The sequence below is a fragment of the Paraburkholderia sp. BL25I1N1 genome (assembly GCF_003002025.1).
Classification (GTDB): domain Bacteria; phylum Pseudomonadota; class Gammaproteobacteria; order Burkholderiales; family Burkholderiaceae; genus Paraburkholderia.
Map to the genome: position 1 here is coordinate 87,386 of NZ_PVZB01000018.1, position 18,026 is coordinate 105,411.

At 64.3% G+C, this 18,026-nt stretch carries 17 protein-coding genes; 10 read left to right on the plus strand and 7 right to left on the minus strand.

Translation table 11 applies throughout. The annotated features are described in order from the left end of the window. Nucleotides 1–150 precede the first annotated feature (150 nt). From sucD to B0G73_RS25895, 4 genes are all read left to right on the plus strand, one after another. Nucleotides 151–1,032 carry a succinate--CoA ligase subunit alpha gene (sucD, locus tag B0G73_RS25880; protein WP_106284070.1) on the plus strand — a complete coding sequence of 294 codons (882 nt, stop codon included), beginning with the start codon at nucleotides 151–153 and terminating at the stop codon, nucleotides 1,030–1,032. Between the two features lie 144 nt (nucleotides 1,033–1,176). Further along, nucleotides 1,177–1,881 (plus strand): TerC family protein, encoded by a 705-nt coding sequence (locus tag B0G73_RS25885; protein ID WP_106284071.1) that lies wholly within the window; start codon nucleotides 1,177–1,179, stop codon nucleotides 1,879–1,881. Between the two features lie 281 nt (nucleotides 1,882–2,162). Further along, nucleotides 2,163–2,648 (plus strand): pilin, encoded by a 486-nt coding sequence (locus B0G73_RS25890; protein ID WP_243856787.1) that lies wholly within the window; start codon nucleotides 2,163–2,165, stop codon nucleotides 2,646–2,648. A gap of 159 nt (nucleotides 2,649–2,807) precedes the next feature. Next, the gene (locus tag B0G73_RS25895) at nucleotides 2,808–4,592 is read left to right on the plus strand and encodes a Wzy polymerase domain-containing protein (RefSeq protein ID WP_106284132.1); all 1,785 of its coding nucleotides are present in this window, start codon (nucleotides 2,808–2,810) and stop codon (nucleotides 4,590–4,592) included. Nucleotides 4,593–4,652: 60 nt separating this feature from the next. On the opposite strand, the gene moaC is transcribed toward B0G73_RS25895, so the two are convergent. Beyond that, on the minus strand, nucleotides 4,653–5,129 hold the full coding sequence (gene moaC, locus B0G73_RS25900) for a cyclic pyranopterin monophosphate synthase MoaC (RefSeq protein ID WP_106284073.1): 477 nt from the start codon (nucleotides 5,127–5,129) through the stop codon (nucleotides 4,653–4,655). A gap of 124 nt (nucleotides 5,130–5,253) precedes the next feature. On the opposite strand from moaC, the gene B0G73_RS25905 reads away from it, so the two are divergent. Further along, nucleotides 5,254–6,963 carry a M48 family metalloprotease gene (locus B0G73_RS25905; RefSeq protein WP_106284074.1) on the plus strand — a complete coding sequence of 570 codons (1,710 nt, stop codon included), beginning with the start codon at nucleotides 5,254–5,256 and terminating at the stop codon, nucleotides 6,961–6,963. Nucleotides 6,964–7,042: 79 nt separating this feature from the next. On the opposite strand, the gene B0G73_RS25910 is transcribed toward B0G73_RS25905, so the two are convergent. The 6 genes from B0G73_RS25910 to B0G73_RS25935 form a co-directional block, all read right to left on the minus strand. Then, nucleotides 7,043–7,627, minus strand: coding sequence for a DUF2946 family protein (locus B0G73_RS25910; RefSeq protein ID WP_106284075.1), 585 nt, complete (start codon nucleotides 7,625–7,627; stop codon nucleotides 7,043–7,045). After that, a complete protein-coding gene (locus B0G73_RS25915; RefSeq protein WP_106284076.1) occupies nucleotides 7,620–8,726 on the minus strand; it encodes a hydrolase in 1,107 nt (368 codons plus the stop codon). The genes B0G73_RS25910 and B0G73_RS25915 overlap by 8 nt, the downstream gene beginning before the upstream one ends. A 39-nt stretch (nucleotides 8,727–8,765) precedes the next feature. Next, nucleotides 8,766–9,212, minus strand: coding sequence for a nuclear transport factor 2 family protein (locus B0G73_RS25920; RefSeq protein ID WP_106284077.1), 447 nt, complete (start codon nucleotides 9,210–9,212; stop codon nucleotides 8,766–8,768). Nucleotides 9,213–9,379: 167 nt separating this feature from the next. Beyond that, the gene (waaF, locus tag B0G73_RS25925; protein WP_106284078.1) at nucleotides 9,380–10,405 is read right to left on the minus strand and encodes a lipopolysaccharide heptosyltransferase II; all 1,026 of its coding nucleotides are present in this window, start codon (nucleotides 10,403–10,405) and stop codon (nucleotides 9,380–9,382) included. Nucleotides 10,406–10,762: 357 nt separating this feature from the next. Then, the gene (locus tag B0G73_RS25930; RefSeq protein ID WP_007180502.1) at nucleotides 10,763–10,957 is read right to left on the minus strand and encodes a zinc-finger domain-containing protein; all 195 of its coding nucleotides are present in this window, start codon (nucleotides 10,955–10,957) and stop codon (nucleotides 10,763–10,765) included. Between the two features lie 62 nt (nucleotides 10,958–11,019). Further along, nucleotides 11,020–11,943, minus strand: coding sequence for a branched-chain amino acid transaminase (locus tag B0G73_RS25935; protein WP_106284079.1), 924 nt, complete (start codon nucleotides 11,941–11,943; stop codon nucleotides 11,020–11,022). Between the two features lie 220 nt (nucleotides 11,944–12,163). Here B0G73_RS25935 and B0G73_RS25940 point away from each other — a divergent pair, with 220 nt between their 5' ends. From B0G73_RS25940 to fba, 5 genes are all read left to right on the plus strand, one after another. Beyond that, nucleotides 12,164–12,910, plus strand: coding sequence for an AzlC family ABC transporter permease (locus B0G73_RS25940; protein WP_106284080.1), 747 nt, complete (start codon nucleotides 12,164–12,166; stop codon nucleotides 12,908–12,910). Further along, nucleotides 12,907–13,230 (plus strand): AzlD domain-containing protein, encoded by a 324-nt coding sequence (locus B0G73_RS25945; RefSeq protein WP_106284081.1) that lies wholly within the window; start codon nucleotides 12,907–12,909, stop codon nucleotides 13,228–13,230. Before B0G73_RS25940 ends, B0G73_RS25945 begins: the two co-directional genes overlap by 4 nt. Nucleotides 13,231–13,503: 273 nt before the next feature. Continuing rightward, nucleotides 13,504–14,697: a phosphoglycerate kinase gene (locus B0G73_RS25950; RefSeq protein WP_106284082.1), complete on the plus strand. Its 1,194-nt coding sequence runs from the start codon at nucleotides 13,504–13,506 to the stop codon at nucleotides 14,695–14,697. Between the two features lie 457 nt (nucleotides 14,698–15,154). Next, on the plus strand, nucleotides 15,155–16,591 hold the full coding sequence (gene pyk, locus B0G73_RS25955) for a pyruvate kinase (RefSeq protein WP_106284083.1): 1,437 nt from the start codon (nucleotides 15,155–15,157) through the stop codon (nucleotides 16,589–16,591). A gap of 316 nt (nucleotides 16,592–16,907) precedes the next feature. Next, nucleotides 16,908–17,972 carry a class II fructose-bisphosphate aldolase gene (fba, locus tag B0G73_RS25960; protein ID WP_106284084.1) on the plus strand — a complete coding sequence of 355 codons (1,065 nt, stop codon included), beginning with the start codon at nucleotides 16,908–16,910 and terminating at the stop codon, nucleotides 17,970–17,972. Nucleotides 17,973–18,026: the final 54 nt, after the last annotated feature.

Consider the following 18,026-nt stretch of genomic DNA (forward strand, 5'->3'; position numbering starts at 1 on the left):
CTTCCCTTAGCCGCTTTTTCCAGGGCTTTTGTCAGGGCTTTTGCCAGGATTAACCAGGATTACGAATGGCGACGTGCGAGCGCGCCGCGGGCGAGGAACATTCCGCCTCGCGGCGCCGCCGCACGACGCCAAACGAACAGAGGTCAATACATGTCGATTCTGATTAACAAAGACACCAAGGTCATCACGCAGGGCATCACCGGCAAGACCGGTCAGTTCCACACGCGTGCTTGCCGTGAATATGCAAACGGCCGCGAAGCGTACGTTGCGGGCGTGAACCCGAAGCGTGCCGGCGAAGACTTCGAAGGCATTCCTATCTACGCTAGCGTCGCTGAAGCCAAGGTTGAAACGGGCGCGACCGTGTCGGTGATTTACGTTCCGCCGGCAGGCGCCGCGGCTGCGATCTGGGAAGCGGTCGAAGCCGATCTGGATCTGGCGATCTGTATCACGGAAGGCATTCCCGTCCGTGACATGATCGAGCTGAAGGCTCGCATGCGTGCTGAAAACCGCAAGACGCTGCTGCTCGGCCCGAACTGCCCGGGCACGATCACGCCGGACGAACTGAAGATCGGCATCATGCCGGGTCACATCCACCGCAAGGGCCGCATCGGCGTCGTGTCGCGTTCGGGCACGCTGACGTACGAAGCGGTCGGCCAATTGACGGCGATCGGCCTCGGCCAGTCGTCGGCGGTCGGTATCGGCGGCGACCCGATCAACGGTCTGAAGCACATCGACGTGATGAAGATGTTCAACGACGATCCGGAAACGGACGCCGTCATCATGATCGGCGAGATCGGCGGTCCGGACGAAGCCAACGCGGCTGAGTGGATCAAGGACAACATGAAGAAGCCGGTGGTTGGCTTCATCGCGGGCGTCACGGCGCCTCCGGGCAAGCGCATGGGCCACGCCGGCGCGCTGATCTCGGGCGGTGCTGACACCGCTGAAGCGAAGCTGGAAATCATGGACGCCTGCGGCATCAAGGTCACGAAGAACCCGTCGGAAATGGCGCGTCTTCTGAAGGCGATGCTGTAAATCGAAATTCGCGCGCTGTCACGGCGCGTTTTTTGATACGCTTACGAAGTCCTTTCGTGAGCACACGGTTCAAAAAGCGGGGGAGTGCAGACTCCTCCGCTTTTTTATTGGCCGCTCGCCGCATTTCTTCTTATTCTTTCAATCATGCTCGAGTTCTTCGCCACGCTCCACTGGGGCGCTGTCATCCAGATCATCGTCATCGACATTCTGCTGGGTGGCGATAATGCCGTCGTGATCGCGCTGGCCTGCCGCAATTTGCCGCCGTCCCAGCGCACGAAAGGCGTGCTGTGGGGCACGGCAGGCGCGATTGTGCTGCGCGTGGCGTTGATCGCGTTCGCGGTCGCGCTGCTCGATGTGCCGCTGCTGAAGTTCGCGGGCGGCCTGTTGCTGCTGTGGATCGGCGTGCGTCTGATGGCGCCGGCGCACGACCCGCATGAGAACATCAAGCCGGCCGACAAGCTGATGGCGGCGATCAAGACCATCATTGTCGCGGACGCGGTCATGAGCCTCGACAACGTGATCGCGATCGCGGGCGCTGCTGAGGCGGCCGATCCCGAGCACCGTCTGGCGTTGGTGATCTTCGGTCTGGTGGTGAGCATCCCGTTGATCGTGTGGGGCAGCCAGCTGGTTCTCAAACTGCTCGACCGCTTTCCGATCGTCATCACGCTCGGCGCCGGGTTGCTGGGCTGGATCGCGGGCGGGCTGATCATCAACGACCCGGCAGGCGATCGCTGGCCGATCCTCGATACGCCGTTGGCCGAATACGGCATGAGCATTGCGGGGGCGTTGTTCGTCGTCGTCCTTGGTTATCTGCTCAAGCGCCGCAACGCCCATCGCGCGGCGGCTTGAGACGCGCTCCGGCGTCGGCATGAGGCGCACCATGCTGCAACGTTAGCCATTCGGCTGACTGTCTGACACGAACGCCGCTGGCTACGATTGATACGCCTGTTCCCGATCCGTGGGGCAGGCGTTTTCGTTTCAGGAGCCTGCCGATGATCTTCACTTTGCCTTATTGCCCGTACTCCCAATCCTCGCTGGCCACGCGCTCGCGATCTTGCCGGGCTGGCTGGTCCGCGCGTCTCGCGCGTGCCTGCCGACGCCTCGGTTTCGGTTTCACGCTGATCGAGCTGATGATCGTGCTGGCGATCGTCGGCGTGATCGCCGCCTATGCGATTCCCGCGTATCAGGACTATCTCGCTCGCAGCCGCGTCGGCGAGGGGCTGTCGCTGGCGGCGTCCGCGCGGCTGGCGGTGGCTGAAAACGCTGCGAGCGGCAATACGTTCAGTGGTGGTTATGCGTCGCCGCCCGCCACCCGCAACGTCGAATCCATTCGGGTCGACGACGACACCGGCCAGATCACCGTCGCCTTCACGACGCGCGTCGCAGCCGTTGGTTCGAACACGCTCACGCTCGTGCCGTCGGTGCCTGACAATGCGGATGCGCCGACTGCGCGCATCGCGTTGAGCAAGGGCGGAGTCCAGGCGGGCGCGCTGACGTGGGAATGTTTTGCGGGCGGCAAAGCGGCGTCCTCGCTGCCGGCGCCGGGCGCAGGCCCGGCACCCACCGATGCGCCCACGTTGCCGTCGAATCTCGCCCCGCCTGAGTGCCGCTCATGAACGCATGCGACATGACCGCGCGATAAGCGGGAGAGCGGCGCGGCGTCGCAGTCGTCCGCACGTAAAGGGCTGATTTTTGGGATATTTCAGCCGGCCCGGCGCACAGCAGGAGGATTTTTTTGTATAGTGCGCCGGTTGCTGACGCCCACCGGTTCCTCGATGCCCACCCCTTTCGCGCGCTATCTGTCTTTCATTTTGTTGTCTCTCGCGTTGGTGCTGCCTTATGCAGTTGTCAACCATACGTATCCGATTCCGACCTTTTACGCTGAATTCACCGCACTCGCCCTGTATCTGCTGACCGGGGCGGGTGTCGTGCTGATGGTGGCGAGCGCCGAGCCGCGTGTGACGTTCGCGTCGCCGGTGGTCGCGCTGGTGCCGTTGCTGTTCGGGCTGTTGCTGGTGGCGCAGTCGGTGGTGTTGCCGGTCTCGCAACCTTCCATGAACTGGCTCGGCGGCGGCTATTTGCTGGCGGCCTTCATGGCGACGCACGCCGGTTATGGCTTCACGCGCGCCAAGCTCAACGAGACCGCGTTGCGCTGGGCGGCTGGGGCGTTGATCGTCGGCGGACTGTTTGCGGTGTTTTGCCAGATCATCCAGTTGTTTCACCTCGAAGTGCGCGTGTCGCCGCTCGTGGTCGCATATAACGTGAGCGTCGAGCGCCGGCCGTTCGGCAACATGGCTCAGGCCAACCACCTCGCCACCTACATTGCGTTTGCGATGGCGGGTGCGCTGTTCCTCGTGCAAACGCGGCGGATCGCCGTGAGCATCTGGTTCCTCGTGTCGACGATTTTCGCGGTGGGCCTCGCGCTGACCGTGTCGCGCGGGCCGTGGCTGCAGATGGGTGTGATCGTGGTGGCAGGTTTCTGGATGGCGTTCGCGCAGATGCGCGATCAGGCGCAGGTACGCCGCGGCAATCGCGAATGGATCATTCCGATTGCGCTCGCCGTGCTGTTTTTCGTGATCAACGCGCTGATCCGTTGGGCCAACGTTCACTATCACCTGGAACTCGGACAGTCCGCGGCGGAACGCTTTCAGGATGCCGGCCAGATCGCGCCGCGCCTCGCGCTGTGGAAGTACGGCTGGACGATGTTCAAGACGCATCCGCTGCTGGGGGTCGGTTGGGGCGAATTTCCGAGCTACCAGTACGAGTTTGCGAAGTCGCTCGGCGGCGTCGAGATCGCCAATAATTCGCACGACATCTTTATCGACCTGCTAGCGAAGACCGGTTTGATCGGCCTCGCGATCGTGCTGTTCGGTCTGATTACGTGGCTCGTGCGCGTGGTGCGCGCACCGCAAAGTTCAGCGCGCGTATTCGGCATTGCGCTGATCGGCGTGCTGGTCATGCACGCGCTGGTCGAATATCCGCAGCAGTACATGTTCTTCCTGTTGCCGGCGATGTTCGTGTTCGGCCTGCTGGAAACGCGGCCGCTGCGGCTCGTGCCCGCACGGCTGTCGTTCGGCGTCTTTGCCGTGGTGCTGTTCGGCGGGCTGGCCGCGCTGTATCCGGTGTATCGCGACTATGCGCGCGCCGAGGTGCTGTACTACGGCCAGCGTCCCGCCGAGCAATATCGCGCGGACCCGTCGTTCCTGTTCCAGGCGTGGGGCGAATATGGTCTGGCGACGCTTTTGCCGATGAATTCGACGGATCTGCCACAGAAGCTCGCCATGCACAAACAGGCGATGGCGCTGCTGCCGGGCGAAACCGTATTGCGTCGCTATGCGGTGTTGCAGGCGTTGAGCGGCGATCAGGCCGGGGCACTCGATACTGTCGAACGACTGAAGATTTTCGCCACGGAGCTGAAGGACTGGCCGTCGCAACTGAGCTACGTGTACGAGCTTTGCGACGAGCAGAAAACGCTGGCCGGTTTCAAGGCGGAACTGGTCAAGCGCTACGGCATGCCGCCGGGCGACGTCAATGAGGACGACAACAGCGACGAGGAGTGAGGCGCTGCGTTCGCTTTCATGCTTCAAGGATTCAAGGGTGAGTTGATGACGCAGCGGTCGTCAACTCGCCACCCAATCCCCCGACTTCCCGCCGTGCTTTTCCAGCACGCGCACATCGGTGATCGTCATTCCGCGATCCACCGCCTTGCACATGTCGTACACGGTCAATAACCCGACCTGCACGGCAGTCAGCGCTTCCATCTCCACGCCCGTTCGGCCCAGCGTTTCAACCTGAACCGTGCAATGCACGCCCGGCAGCGTGTCGTCGAGCTCGAAATCCACCTTGACGCGCGTCAGCGCAAGCGGATGACACAGCGGAATCAGATCGGCGGTGCGCTTCGAGCCTTGAATCGCGGCAATCCGCGCGATGCCGATCACGTCGCCCTTCTTGGCGTTGCCGTCGCGAATCAGCGCGAAGGTTTCCGGCAGCATGCGAATCGAGCCGCGCGCAATGGCGATGCGCCTGGTCTCCTGCTTGCCGCCGACGTCCACCATATGCGCCTGGCCGGCTGCGTCGAAATGAGTGAGTTCAGGCATGGTTGGGCTCCTTCAGAGGGCGCCTATCATAGCAGCGCGGCATGGGCGGATTACAATTGCCCATGCCCGCTATCTTAGTCTGAGCGGCGGGCGTCGCTTTCGACTTCGTCAACTCGAGCTCGCGATGCGTCCCAAACGGTTCCTCGCTGCGTTGCTGTCTGTCGCGCTGGCCGCACCGCCGGGCGCGTTCGCGCAATCGCCCGGCGGGTCGAGCATCGCGCTCAACACCTTGTCCGCGGAGCCGCCACTGGTCAGCGGCCCGGCCGATGCCTACGCCGATCCGCTCGTTCCGTCCGATATCGCGCAAGGCGTGTTCGGCGTGTACGGCGGCGCGCAGAGCCGCTTCTCCGGCAACACCGGCGTGAACGCCAACTGGCGCACACCGATCGTGACGCAACAACTCCCCGATCTCGGCAACGGCGGTTCCGGCTCGCTCACGCCACAGGCCGAGCGCAAGCTCGGCGAGCGCGTGATGCGCGAACTGCGCCGCGACCCCGACTATCTCGACGACTGGCTGGTGCGCGACTATCTGAACTCGGTTGCCGCGAAACTGGCCGCGGCGGCGAGCGCGCTCTATATCGGCGGATATCGGCCGGACTTCGATCTGTTCGCGGTGCGCGACCCGCAGATCAACGCCTTCTCGCTGCCGGGCGGCTTTATCGGCGCGAACACCGGCCTGATCGTGGCCACGCAGACCGAGTCCGAGTTGGCATCGGTGCTGGGTCACGAAATGGGACACGTCTTGCAGCGGCACATCTCGCGCATGATCACGACCGGCGAACGCAGCGGCTATGCGGCGCTCGCGGGCCTATTGTTCGGCGTGCTGGCCGGCGTGCTCGCGCATAGCGGCGACCTCGGCAGCGCGATTGCGATCGGCGGCCAGGCGTATGCGGTCGACAACCAGTTGCGCTTCTCCCGGTCCGCCGAACACGAGGCGGACCGTGTCGGCTTTCTGCTGCTTGCCGGTGCCGGCTACGATCCCTACGCGATGACCACCTTCTTCGGCCGCCTCGATCGTGCCGCGATGAGCGACACCGGCATTCCGGCGTACGCGCGCACCCATCCGCTGACCGGCGAACGGATTGCCGACATGGAGGACCGTGCGCGCCGCGCGCCTTACCGGCAACCGCATCAATCGGCCGAATATGGTTTCGTGCGGGCCCGCTCTCGTCTGCTGCAGGACCGCTCGCGCAGCGAATACGGCGACGAGATTTCGCGCTTGCGCTCGGAGATCGAGGACCGCACCGCGGTCAACGTCGTGGCGAACTGGTACGGCATCGCGTACGGGCAGATGCTGCTCGAACGTTACGACGACGCGGCGGCGTCGCTGGCGTCGTCCCGCGCCGCGTTCGCGACGGGTGAGCAGGCCGAGGGCGGCACGGCACGCAGTTCGCCGAGTCTCGACGTGTTGGCTGCCGACATCGCGCGGCGCGCCGGCCGCGACGACGAAGCCGCGCGTCTTGCCGAGCTGGCGCAGAAGCGCTGGCCGCAGTCGAATGCCGCCATCGACATGCATATCCGCACCTTGCTGACCTTGCACCGCTTTGCCGATGCTCAGGCGCTTGCGCGAAAAGAAACCCGTGCCCAGCCCGATCAGCCGGCCTGGTGGCTGTATCTTGCCCAGGCTAGCGCGGGCACGGGCGACGCATTGACCCAGCATCGTGCGATGGCTGAAAAGTTCGCGCTGGAGGGAGCGTGGCCTTCGGCGATCCGTCAATTGAAGGACGCGCGCGATCTGAAGACGATCGGCTACTACGACCTCGCGACCGTCGACGCGAGGCTGCATGAGATGGAAAGCCGCTATCAGGAGGAGCGGCTGGACGAGAAGAGTTGAGCGTCGCCTGGTCGCCTGCGCCTGGCGGGGTTCAACGCGCTGGCCTCGTCGAAGCACGGCGCCGCGCGTAGGCTAAGGTTCAAGCGCCCGCAGCCGCCGGACTTGGCACAAATCCAAACCGCGCCGCAACGTCGCTTCGCCGCACAGCCTGCAGCGGCAGCACAACCTGATTGTTCCAGCGAAACTCGCCGCTCATCGAATCGTCCGCCAGCGTCGCGTGATCGGAGAACATTTCCAGATCGTGGTCGTGCAGGACGGCGACTCTGGGCGGCGTCGCGCCGTCGGTAAAGAGAATGCCGCCTTCTTCATCGACGAACACGGCTGCGGGCTCGAATGGGCCGCCCGCCTGGTCCTGCAAGGCGAGCACTGCGGCGCCGGCCTCCGTATTGGCCGACAGCCTCACCACCCACGGCGTATAGCCCAACTCGACATACACGCGCTGCGGACCGTTCTGGAAATACCACTGCCCGCGCTCGTCAGCGTCGTAATTCCGGTTGATGAACGCGAGCAACGCTTCATGGCGGATCGGCGTGCCCGGCGAACCACTCGACTGCGCGGCTTCGTCGCGCATGCGCCAGTTGCCGCGCCTGTCCAACATCAGCCACCCTGTGCAACTCGGTACATTCGGCCATTTGGCCAAGGCCTGCTTGACGATGTCATCCATGATCGACGTGCTGCTCCAGATAGCCGAGCACGCGCCGTGACAGCCAGTCGATGCGGCCCGGAAACGGCCCGGTCATAAAGCCGGCGTGGCCGCCGTGCCTGGGTTGGTCGAGTTCCACCGCCGCCGAGACTTCATGCCGCGACGGCAATGCCGCAGCCGGCAGGAACGGGTCGTTGCGCGCGTTCAGCACCAGCGTGGGCACCTGAATGTGCGGCAGCAGCGGACGCGTGGTCGCCGTGCTCCAGTAGTCGTCGGTATCGCGAAAGCCGTGCAGCGGCGCGGTCACCACGTTGTCGAACTCGTACATGGTGCGGCTTGCCAGCATCGCGTCGCGGTCGAACAGGCCGGGAAACTGAACCAGCTTCTGCTCGGCCTTCTGCTTGAGCGTCTTCAGGAAACTGCGCGTGTAGACGAGGCCGAAACCCTGTGACAACGCTCGGCCGCCGGCATGCACGTCGATGGGTGTCGAGATCGCCGCGGCGGCCGAGATCACCGAGGCCGCGTCTTCGCGCCGCTCGCCCAGCCAGCGCAGCAGCACATTGCCGCCGAGCGACACGCCGGCCGCCACGATCGGCCCGCGATGCGCGGCGCGCAGGCGGCGCAGCACCCAGTCGACTTCGTTGCTGTCGGCGAGATGATAGAAGCGCGGCATGCGGTTCAACGCTCCGCTGCAACTGCGAAAGTGCGGCACGACGCCATGCCAGCCGCACTCGCGCGCGGCCGCCATCAACGAAGCGGCGTAGTGCGAGCCGGAACTGCCTTCGAGGCCGTGAAACAGCACGAAGAGCGGGGCGGTGTCGGCGGGAATGCGAGGTGCGGCGTCGGCGTGGTCCGCATGTTGGACCCAGTCGAGATCGATGAAATCGCCGTCTGGCGTGTCCCAGCGCTCGCGCCGAAACGAGACGGCGGGGCGGCGCGCAAACAGCGACGGGACGATGGTCTGCACATGCCGGTTCGGCAGCCAGAGCGGCGCGCGGTAGAGCAAGTCGACGGCCGCTTCGACCGTCGCCTCGACGGCGGCCGCGGCGCGTGCGGCGCCGGAAGAAGCGGATTGATCGTGCGTCGTGCCCAAAAGGGACTTCCTGCGGGGCGTGCTCATGCCTGCTTCAGAACAAAAAAGTGGAACGCGCGGTGCGCGTCAGTGCAGCGACCCCTGGCCATGCCGCATCTTCGTGGCGAACTGGCTGGCGGCTTCGTTGGGCATCGGACTCGCGTGAATGTGGGCGATGCGCCATTCGCCGCGTTCGTGAACCATCACGTAAGTCGTGAACACCATGGCGGGCGTGGCCTTCGGGTCGGCCGGCCGGTGCGCTTCGGCAATCGCGTAGACCACGGTGCCGAGGCTGTCGTAGACGCGGATATCGAGCGGCTCGATGGAAACCCGCGCGGTTTCGAGCTGGGTCTGCAAGCCCGCGCGAATGCTGTCGAGGCCGTGCAGGTGCGATCCGTCGGCGCAGATGCAACTGACGAACTCTTCATCGATCCACAGACCCATCAAGCTGTCGATATTGACCTCGGCGACGGCCTGGTAATAGGCGTTCAGGGTATCGGCGGCGGCTTCGAAGATATGGGCAAAACGTGGCATGGCTCGTCAGTCTCTTGTGCGCGGCGCGCGGTTGCGGGACAGCGGTCAGCGGGACAGTCCGGGGCACCGGACAATCGCACCCGAGCGCCAGAATGCCCGCGCCGCAAGGCGCGAACATGACGCGACGCGCTCAGGGCGTGCGGTGTTGCGTGCAAGTGTCAGCGAGTTCAGCGTTGCGCCAGCAACATGCCGCGCAAATCGCCGAATACCTGCTCGGCGCTCAACTGCTTCAGGCAGTTCAGATGACCAAGCGGACACTCGCGCTCAAAACAGGGGCTGCATTCGAGATGAAGCCATTGTACCTTCGCAAGCTCGGACAGGGGCGGCGTATGGCGCGGATCGGTCGAACCGTACACGGCCACCAGCGGCCGGCGCAGCGCGGCGGCCACATGCATCAGGCCGGAATCGTTGGTGACGACCGCGTTGGCGCGCGAGATCAAGGCGCACGCCTCGCCCAGCGCGGTCTGGCCGCACAGGTTGCGCACGTTCGGCGCTCGCTCGGCAATGGCCTGCGCGAGCGGCGCGTCTTTCGGCGAACCGAGTGCGACGATCTGCGTGTACGGGAACGACTGGCCGACCATTTGCGCGAGCGATGCGAAGTGCTCGGGCGGCCAGCGCTTGGCCGGGCCGTATTCGGCGCCCGGACAGAACACCAGCAGTGGCACGCGCGTGTCGAGATTGAAGCGTGCCGAGACGCGCGACGCTTCGTTCAGGTCCGCGTCGAGGCGCGGCATCGGCAGGTCGTCGGGCAGCTTGGCGCCGGGCGCATAGGCGAGGGCGGCGTACTGGCTGACCATCGGCGGGCGCTCGTCCTTGCGCGGGTTCGCATGACGCACGTTCAGCAGGCCGTAGCGGCTCTCGCCGGTATAGCCGATGCGTAGCGGAATACCCGCCATCCACGGAATCAGCGCCGACTTGAGCGAGTTCGGCAGCACGTAGGCGGCGTCGTAGCCGACATCGCGCAAGTCGCTCGCCAGCTGCCAGCGGCGCAGCATTTGCAGCTTGCCGTGCGCGAGATCCGTGGCGTAGACGTCGCGGATTTCCGGCATACGTTCGAGTACAGGTGCGACCCACGAGGGCGCGACCGCGTCGATGACGATGCGCGGATGCAATTTCACGAGGCGCGCAAACAGCGGCTGCGCCATCAATGCGTCACCGATCCAGTTCGGTGCGATAACCAACGCGCGACGCATCAGAGTGAGTGTCCGGTGTCGAAACGAAACCCCGCGCAGGTTTTGCGCGTGGCATTCGGATTAGTAAAAGGGGGAAAGCCGCAAGCCGCGTGGCGTATTTCCGGCATGGCCGGACGCGCCGCGGTGGCGGCCCTGCTGTGACGCGCCTGCTTTCGGACCGGGTTGCGCGTGCGCGTGGCATGGTCACGGTCTGCTACACGACCGGCGCCGGCTCGTGCAACGACGAACCTCGCCGCGGCACAACCCGCAGCCGATCAAGAAGCGAACCCCACGAGCAACCTGCGCGCAACCCGCAACGAAGCGGGCCGCCGACCCGGCAAGCGGCGCCACAAGCAACCAGTGCTCAGTGCGCCGTGTTCAATGACCCTTGACCACTTCGCCGTCGCGCAGCTTGTAACGCGTGCTGCAGTACGGGCACTTGGCTTCGCCATGCGTGACATCGATAAAGACACGCGGATGCGCGCTCCAGCGCGGCATGGCCGGATTCGGGCAATACGCCGGCAGGTCTTTTGCCGACAGTTCGACCAGCGGCATTTCCTTGATTTCGCTCATGAGACGTTCTCGTTGTATGCAGGGTGCGTGTGCTTCGCCGGTTGATCCCGGTGCAGCGCGCGTTAGATCTTGGTGAGCCAGTTCGCGTACTTGTCGCTCTTGCCGTTCACGATATCGAAGAAGCCCGACTGCAGCTTCTCGGTAATCGGGCCGCGCGTGCCCGAGCCGATCGTGCGGTTGTCGAGTTCGCGGATCGGCGTGACTTCGGCGGCGGTGCCGGTGAAGAACGCTTCGTCGCAGGTATAAACCTCGTCGCGCGTGATGCGCTTTTCGATCACCTGAATGCCCGCGTCGCGCGCCAGCGTGATGACCGTATCGCGGGTAATTCCGTCGAGGCACGACGACAGGTCCGGCGTGTACAGCTTGCCGTTGTTCACGAGGAAGAAGTTCTCGCCGGAGCCTTCCGACACGTAGCCGTCCACGTCGAGCAGCAGTGCTTCGTCGTAACCGTCGGCGATGGCTTCCTGGTTGGCGAGGATCGAGTTCACGTACCAGCCCGACGCCTTGGCGCGGACCATCGACACGTTCACGTGATGGCGCGTGAACGACGAAGTCTTCACGCGAATGCCCTTGGCGATACCGTCTTCACCGAGGTACGCGCCCCACGGCCAGGCGGCGATCGCCACGTGGATGGTGTTGCCCTTGGCCGACACGCCGAGCTTTTCCGAGCCGACCCAGATGATCGGGCGCAGGTAGCAGGATTCGAGCTTGTTTTCGCGTACCACTTCGCATTGCGCGGCGGCGAGCGTTTCGTGGTCGAACGGCACGTCCATCTGGAAGATCTTGGCCGAGTTCAGCAGACGCTTGGTGTGTTCCTGCAGACGGAAAATCGCGGTGCCGCCGTCCGCCGTCTTGTAGGCGCGTACGCCTTCGAAGACGCCCATGCCGTAGTGCAGCGTGTGGGTGAGCACGTGGATCTTGGCATCGCGCCAGTCGATGAGCTTGCCATCCATCCAGATCTTGCCGTCGCGGTCGGCCATTGACATACGATTCTCCAGCGGGTGCGTTGTTAGGCGTAGCTATGTCGGGTATAGCCAGGACCCGCATTTTAACGTCTTTTGCACACGAAACGGGCATTTGGCCGCATTCCCGACGCTATAATCCAGCGCACGCATAATTCATATCCGAATGCGCCAGCGGGTGCTTGACGACCTGGCGCCGACTTCCCATCCTTGCAGCGCCCCTTGGCGCCCACGTTTCGCCCCCATGCTCGCTCGCCTGTCAGATACCAATCGCCGTGCCTTCCGCGAAGGCGCGGGCGACTATTCGCCCACGCTGATGGCGATCTTCTCCTGGGGGCTCGTCACCGGCATCGCCATGAGCAAATCGGTGCTCACGTTGCCGCAGGCGCTCACCATGTCGCTGCTGTGCTATGCGGGCTCGTCGCAACTGGCGGTGCTGCCGCTGCTCGCCGCCAAGCTGCCCATCTGGACCGTGCTGCTCACCGCCGCGATGGTCAATACGCGTTTCGTGATCTTCAGCGTGGGTCTCGCGCCGCATTTTTCGTATCTGTCGATGTGGCGGCGCATCGTGCTCGGCTACTTCAATGGCGACGTCATCTATCTGCTGTTCCAGAAGAAGAGCTTCCCGACCGGATATGTGCCGGGCAAGGAGGCGTATTACTGGGGCATGGCGATTTGCAGCTGGCTGTCGTGGCAGGTGTCGTCGATCGCCGGGATTCTGCTGGCGAGCCTGATTCCCGATAACTGGGGCCTTGCGCTGGCGGGCACGCTGGCCTTGCTGCCCATCATGATCTCGGCGATCGCGACGCGCTCCACGCTGGTCGCGGTCGCCGTCGCCGGTGTGGTGTCGCTGCTAGCGTTCGACTTGCCGTACCGGCTCGCGCTGCCGCTCGCGGTGATCGCGGCGATCATCGCCGGCAGCGCAGCCGACCTGATGGTCGAGCGCGCCGACTTGCGCCGCATCCGTAACAGCGCCGGAGATTCCCGATGACATCCACGCAGATCTGGCTGGCCATTTTCGGCATGACTTTGGTCACCGCCGTGACACGCGCGATGTTTCTAATCGGCGGCGAGCGCACCGTTTTGCCGGCGCGGGTGCAGCGCATGCTGCGTTATGCACCGGCTGCGGCGCTCGCCGCCGTGGTCCTGCCGGACGTGCTGGCGACGCCCGACGGCCTGTCGTTCGCGCCGTCGAACCATGAGTTCTACGCCACGCTGGCGGGTCTCGGGTGGTTTTTGTGGCGCCGCACCATGCTCGGTACGATTGTCGTAGGAATGGTCGTGTTCACGCTGTTGCGGCTCTTCATGTAGTTGAAGAGGCAGGAAATGGTGCGTTGCGGCATAGACGCCGCTTGCTCCAAATACGGGACATTCGCCCGGTCGCGGGTCAGAAGGCCGTGTGGATCAGTTAAAATGCTTGTTTCCGGGATACGCGCGCCGACGCAAGGCGCGCGGGCCGCGGCTCTGCCGCCGGCACCCGATTCAGTGGAGCCGCTGCCGTGCCTGAGCGCTGGAGTTCACCGCGCTTGAGTACCGCGCGCCGTCCGCCACCGCCTTCCCATCAACTCGCATGCACAAAAGCCCATGAACAAGGTATTGCGTCTCTCCGATCTGATCGCCGAAGGCAAGCTATCCGGCAAACGCGTGTTCATCCGCGCCGATCTGAACGTGCCGCAGGACGATCAAGGCAACATCACCGAAGACACCCGTATCCGCGCCTCCGTGCCGGCCATCAAGGCCGCGCTCGACGCGGGCGCCGCCGTGATGGTCACGTCGCACCTGGGCCGTCCGACCGAGGGCGATTTCAAGCCGGAAGACTCGCTGGCGCCGGTCGCGAAGCGTCTGGCCGAACTGCTCGGCCGTGACGTGCCGCTGGTGGCGAACTGGGTGGAAAATGGCGTGAATGTCGAGCCGGGCTCGGTCGTGCTGCTGGAAAACTGCCGCGTCAACAAGGGCGAAAAGAAGGATTCCGACGAGCTCGCGCAGAAAATGGCGAAGCTCTGCGATATCTACGTGAACGACGCGTTCGGCACCGCGCACCGCGCTGAAGCCACCACACACGGCATCGCCAAATATGCGCCCGTAGCTTGCGCCGGCCCGCTGCTGGCCGCCGAACTCGAAGCGCTCGGCAAGGCGCTGGGCGCGCCTAAGCGTCCGCTGGTGGCGATCGTCGCCGGCTCGAAGGTGTCCACCAAACTGACCATTCTTAAGTCGCTCGCCGACAAGGTCGATCAGCTGATCGTGGGCGGCGGCATCGCCAACACGTTCATGCTGGCTGCCGGTCTGAAGATCGGCAAGTCGCTCGCCGAAGCCGATCTGGTGAACGAGGCCAAAGCCATCATCGACGCCGCGAAAGCGCGCGGCGCCTCGGTGCCGATCCCGACCGACGTGGTCACGGCCAAAGAGTTTTCGCCGACCGCCAAGGCTGAAATCAAGGCCGTCGCCGACGTTCAAGACGACGACCTGATCCTCGACATCGGACCGGAAACGGCCAAGGTGCTCGCGGCGCAACTGGAAAAAGCCGGCACGATCGTGTGGAACGGCCCGGTCGGCGTGTTCGAATTCGACCAGTTCGGCAACGGCACCAAAACGCTGGCGGACGCTATCGCCAAGTCGTCGGCGTTCTCGATTGCCGGCGGCGGCGATACGCTCGCGGCGATCGCCAAGTACGGCATCCACGACAAGGTCAGCTATATCTCGACGGGCGGCGGCGCCTTCCTCGAGTTCCTCGAAGGCAAGAAGCTGCCCGCCGTCGAAGTTCTGGAATCGCGGGCTTAACGTGGCGACGCGCTCCCCAACGGCAAAGTCTGCAAAAGCGCGCGGCGGCAAGCCGCGCAACATCGCGGCGGAATCGGCAGGGGAACGCGCGGCGCGCTCCGCCGCCACGCCGGCAGCGGCCGACCCCGCGCTTGAATTCGCGACCGGCCGAGTTAGCGCCGAACAGCAACAAGAATCCGGGGCGCCCCTCGCGCTCGCGGAGTTGACCACTGCCGGCGAGGCAGCGGAATTGTCCAGCGCAGATGCTGTACAGACCCCCTCGCCATCCGCAGAACTCCCCGACGAAGAACTCGCCCCGCCACCGGCACCTCCCGTGCTGGTCTCGAATACCGCTTCATCCAATAAAGCGACGCTGGTTTCAACCGGCGCGCAGCCCCCGGCAGCATCTTTCGGTGCGCAGCCTCCGCATCCGACTCGCAGCGCTTTTCCCAGCGATCCTATCCAGACGAGGAGACTCATGCATCGCGCCACCAAGATTGTCGCCACCATCGGACCGGCTTCCAGCACGCCGGAAATCCTGCTGCAAATGATGCAGGCAGGACTGGACGTGGTACGGCTCAATTTCTCGCACGGCACCGCCGACGACCACCGCCAACGCGCCGAATTCGTGCGCGAGGCGGCTCGCCAGGCCGGCCGTGAAGTCGCCATCATGGCGGACCTGCAAGGCCCGAAGATCCGGGTCGGCAAATTTGAAAACGGCAAAATCAATCTGATCGCCGGCGAGCCGTTCATCCTCGACGCCGACTGCGAACTCGGCAACGAAGAGCGCGCCGGTCTCGACTACAAAGACCTGCCGCGCGACCTGAAAGCGGGCGACGTGCTGTTGCTCAACGACGGCCTGATCGTGCTGAACGTCGCGCGCGTGATCAACAACGAGATTCACACCGTTGTGAAGATCGGCGGCGAGCTGTCGAACAACAAGGGCATCAACCGCCAGGGCGGCGGTCTGACGGCGCCCGCGCTGACCGCCAAGGACATGGAAGACATCCGCACCGCCATGTCGCTCGGCGTGGATTACGTCGCGGTATCGTTCCCGAAGAACGCCACCGACATGGAAATGGCCCGTCAGCTGGCGAACATCGCCGGCGCGCCGTTCGGCATCAAGCCGAAGATGATCGCCAAGATCGAGCGCGCTGAAGCCATTCCGGCGCTACAGGGCATTCTCGATGCATCGGACGGCATCATGGTCGCGCGCGGCGACTTGGCCGTGGAAGTGGGGAATGCCGCAGTCCCCGCGCTGCAAAAGCGGATGATTCGTATGGCGCGCGAATCGAACAAGTTCGTGATCACCGCCACGCAGATGATGGAGTCGATGATCCACGCGCCGGTGCCGACCCGCGCCGAAGTGTCGGACGTCGCCAACGCGGTGCTCGACGGCACGGACGCGGTGATGCTGTCGGCGGAATCGGCGGCGGGCAAGTATCCGGTGCAGACCATCGAGACCATGGCGGCGATCTGTATCGAAGCCGAGAAGTCGGAGCAGTCGGAGCTGGACAAGGATTTCCTCGACCGCACGTTTACGCGGATCGACCAGTCGATCGCGATGGGCGCGCTGTTCACGGCGTTCCATCTCGGCGCGAAGGCGATCGTGGCGTTGACCGAGTCCGGCTCGACCGCGCTGTGGATGTCGCGTCACTGGACCCACGTGCCGATTTTCGCGCTCACGCCGCGGGTCGGCAGCGAGCGGGCCATGGCGCTGTACCGCAACGTGACTTCGCTGCATCTGGACACCAACACTGATCGCGACACGGCGTTGCAGCAGGCGTTGGAGACCGTGGTCAGCAAGGGTTACGCGTCGCGCGGCGACATGGTGGTGCTGACCGTCGGCGAGCCGATGGGTCAGGCCGGCGGCACGAACACGCTGAAGATCGTACGGGTCGGCGAACCGTATTGAGCGCGTGTGGTGCGTGCGATCGGGGTCGGTGCTGAAGCGCTGGCTCTGATCGACATGCGCTCTGCTCGATCGGCACGCTCTGCGTCGGACCGGGAGTGGGTGCTTTGCGCCAACTCCGGTCGATAGCTTTCATTGGCCGAAGCAGGTTGCCATGCTCCGCGAGAGGCGGCGCACAGGCTCCAATCGCGCGTCGAGCGGTAAGGACCGCTCCGCGCTTTAGAGACTGCGTGAACGGGTATGTGGCTTGCTTCGAGACCAGCTCGCAAAAAAAGATGCCGACGGCACAAGATTTCGTTTCAATCTATGGAGTTATTGCATGCCTCTCGTATCAATGCGTCAACTGCTGGACCACGCCGCTGAAAACGGCTACGGTCTTCCGGCATTCAACGTGAACAATCTGGAGCAGGTCCAGGCGATCATGGCGGCGGCCGACAAGGTCAACGCTCCGGTCATCATGCAGGCGTCGGCCGGCGCGCGTAAGTACGCGGGCGAAGCGTTCCTGCGTCACCTGATCGAAGCCGCGGTCGAGTCGTATCCGCACATTCCGGTCGTGATGCACCAGGATCACGGCCAGTCGCCGGCGGTCTGCATGGCGGCGATCCGCAGCGGTTTCACCAGCGTGATGATGGACGGTTCGCTCGAAGCCGACGGCAAGACGGTCGCGTCGTACGAGTACAACGTGGACGTGTCCCGCAAGGTCGTGGAAGCGGCTCACTCGATCGGCATCACGGTGGAAGCGGAACTGGGCGTGCTCGGTTCGCTGGAAACCATGAAGGGCGACAAGGAAGACGGCCATGGCGCGGAAGGCACGATGACGCGCGAGCAGTTGTTGACCGATCCGGAGCAGGCTGCCGACTTCGTCAAGCTGACCCAGTGCGACGCGCTGGCCATCGCGATCGGTACGTCGCACGGCGCGTACAAGTTCAGCAAGAAGCCCACGGGCGATATTCTGTCGATCCAGCGCATCAAGGAAATTCACCAGCGCATTCCGAACACCCACCTGGTGATGCACGGTTCGTCGTCGGTGCCGCAGGAGCTGCTGGCTGAAATCCGCGAGTTCGGCGGCGACATGAAGGAAACGTACGGCGTGCCGGTCGAGGAAATCCAGGAAGGCATCAAGAATGGCGTGCGCAAGGTCAATATCGACACCGACCTGCGTCTGGCCATCACCGGTGCGATCCGCCGCTACATGGCGACCAACCCGGGCAAGTTCGATCCGCGCGATTACCTCAAGCCGGCGCGCGAAGCGGCGATGAAAATCTGTGTCGAGCGCTACACGCAATTCGGCTGCGAAGGCCAGGCTGGCAAGATCAAGCCGGTTTCGCTTGATAAAATCGCGGAGAAGTACAAAGCGGGCGAGCTCTCGCAGGTCGTCCGCTAAGCTATCAACAGGCTCCGCGCCTGGCCGTTTGGCCAGGTTGTCGTTAGACCGCCG

Excerpts from the sequence above, each read along its gene's own strand:
- sucD (WP_106284070.1), top strand. The coding sequence starts at position 151 with ATGTCGATTCTGATTAACAAAGACACCAAGGTCATCACGCAGGGCATC.
- B0G73_RS25885 (WP_106284071.1), top strand. The coding sequence starts at position 1,177 with ATGCTCGAGTTCTTCGCCACGCTCCACTGGGGCGCTGTCATCCAGATC.
- B0G73_RS25890 (WP_243856787.1), top strand. The coding sequence starts at position 2,163 with ATGATCGTGCTGGCGATCGTCGGCGTGATCGCCGCCTATGCGATTCCC.
- B0G73_RS25895 (WP_106284132.1), top strand. The coding sequence starts at position 2,808 with ATGCCCACCCCTTTCGCGCGCTATCTGTCTTTCATTTTGTTGTCTCTC.
- moaC (WP_106284073.1), bottom strand. The coding sequence starts at position 5,129 with ATGCCTGAACTCACTCATTTCGACGCAGCCGGCCAGGCGCATATGGTG.
- B0G73_RS25905 (WP_106284074.1), top strand. The coding sequence starts at position 5,254 with ATGCGTCCCAAACGGTTCCTCGCTGCGTTGCTGTCTGTCGCGCTGGCC.
- B0G73_RS25910 (WP_106284075.1), bottom strand. The coding sequence starts at position 7,627 with ATGGATGACATCGTCAAGCAGGCCTTGGCCAAATGGCCGAATGTACCG.
- B0G73_RS25915 (WP_106284076.1), bottom strand. The coding sequence starts at position 8,726 with ATGAGCACGCCCCGCAGGAAGTCCCTTTTGGGCACGACGCACGATCAA.
- B0G73_RS25920 (WP_106284077.1), bottom strand. The coding sequence starts at position 9,212 with ATGCCACGTTTTGCCCATATCTTCGAAGCCGCCGCCGATACCCTGAAC.
- waaF (WP_106284078.1), bottom strand. The coding sequence starts at position 10,405 with ATGCGTCGCGCGTTGGTTATCGCACCGAACTGGATCGGTGACGCATTG.
- B0G73_RS25930 (WP_007180502.1), bottom strand. The coding sequence starts at position 10,957 with ATGAGCGAAATCAAGGAAATGCCGCTGGTCGAACTGTCGGCAAAAGAC.
- B0G73_RS25935 (WP_106284079.1), bottom strand. The coding sequence starts at position 11,943 with ATGTCAATGGCCGACCGCGACGGCAAGATCTGGATGGATGGCAAGCTC.
- B0G73_RS25940 (WP_106284080.1), top strand. The coding sequence starts at position 12,164 with ATGCTCGCTCGCCTGTCAGATACCAATCGCCGTGCCTTCCGCGAAGGC.
- B0G73_RS25945 (WP_106284081.1), top strand. The coding sequence starts at position 12,907 with ATGACATCCACGCAGATCTGGCTGGCCATTTTCGGCATGACTTTGGTC.
- B0G73_RS25950 (WP_106284082.1), top strand. The coding sequence starts at position 13,504 with ATGAACAAGGTATTGCGTCTCTCCGATCTGATCGCCGAAGGCAAGCTA.
- pyk (WP_106284083.1), top strand. The coding sequence starts at position 15,155 with ATGCATCGCGCCACCAAGATTGTCGCCACCATCGGACCGGCTTCCAGC.
- fba (WP_106284084.1), top strand. The coding sequence starts at position 16,908 with ATGCCTCTCGTATCAATGCGTCAACTGCTGGACCACGCCGCTGAAAAC.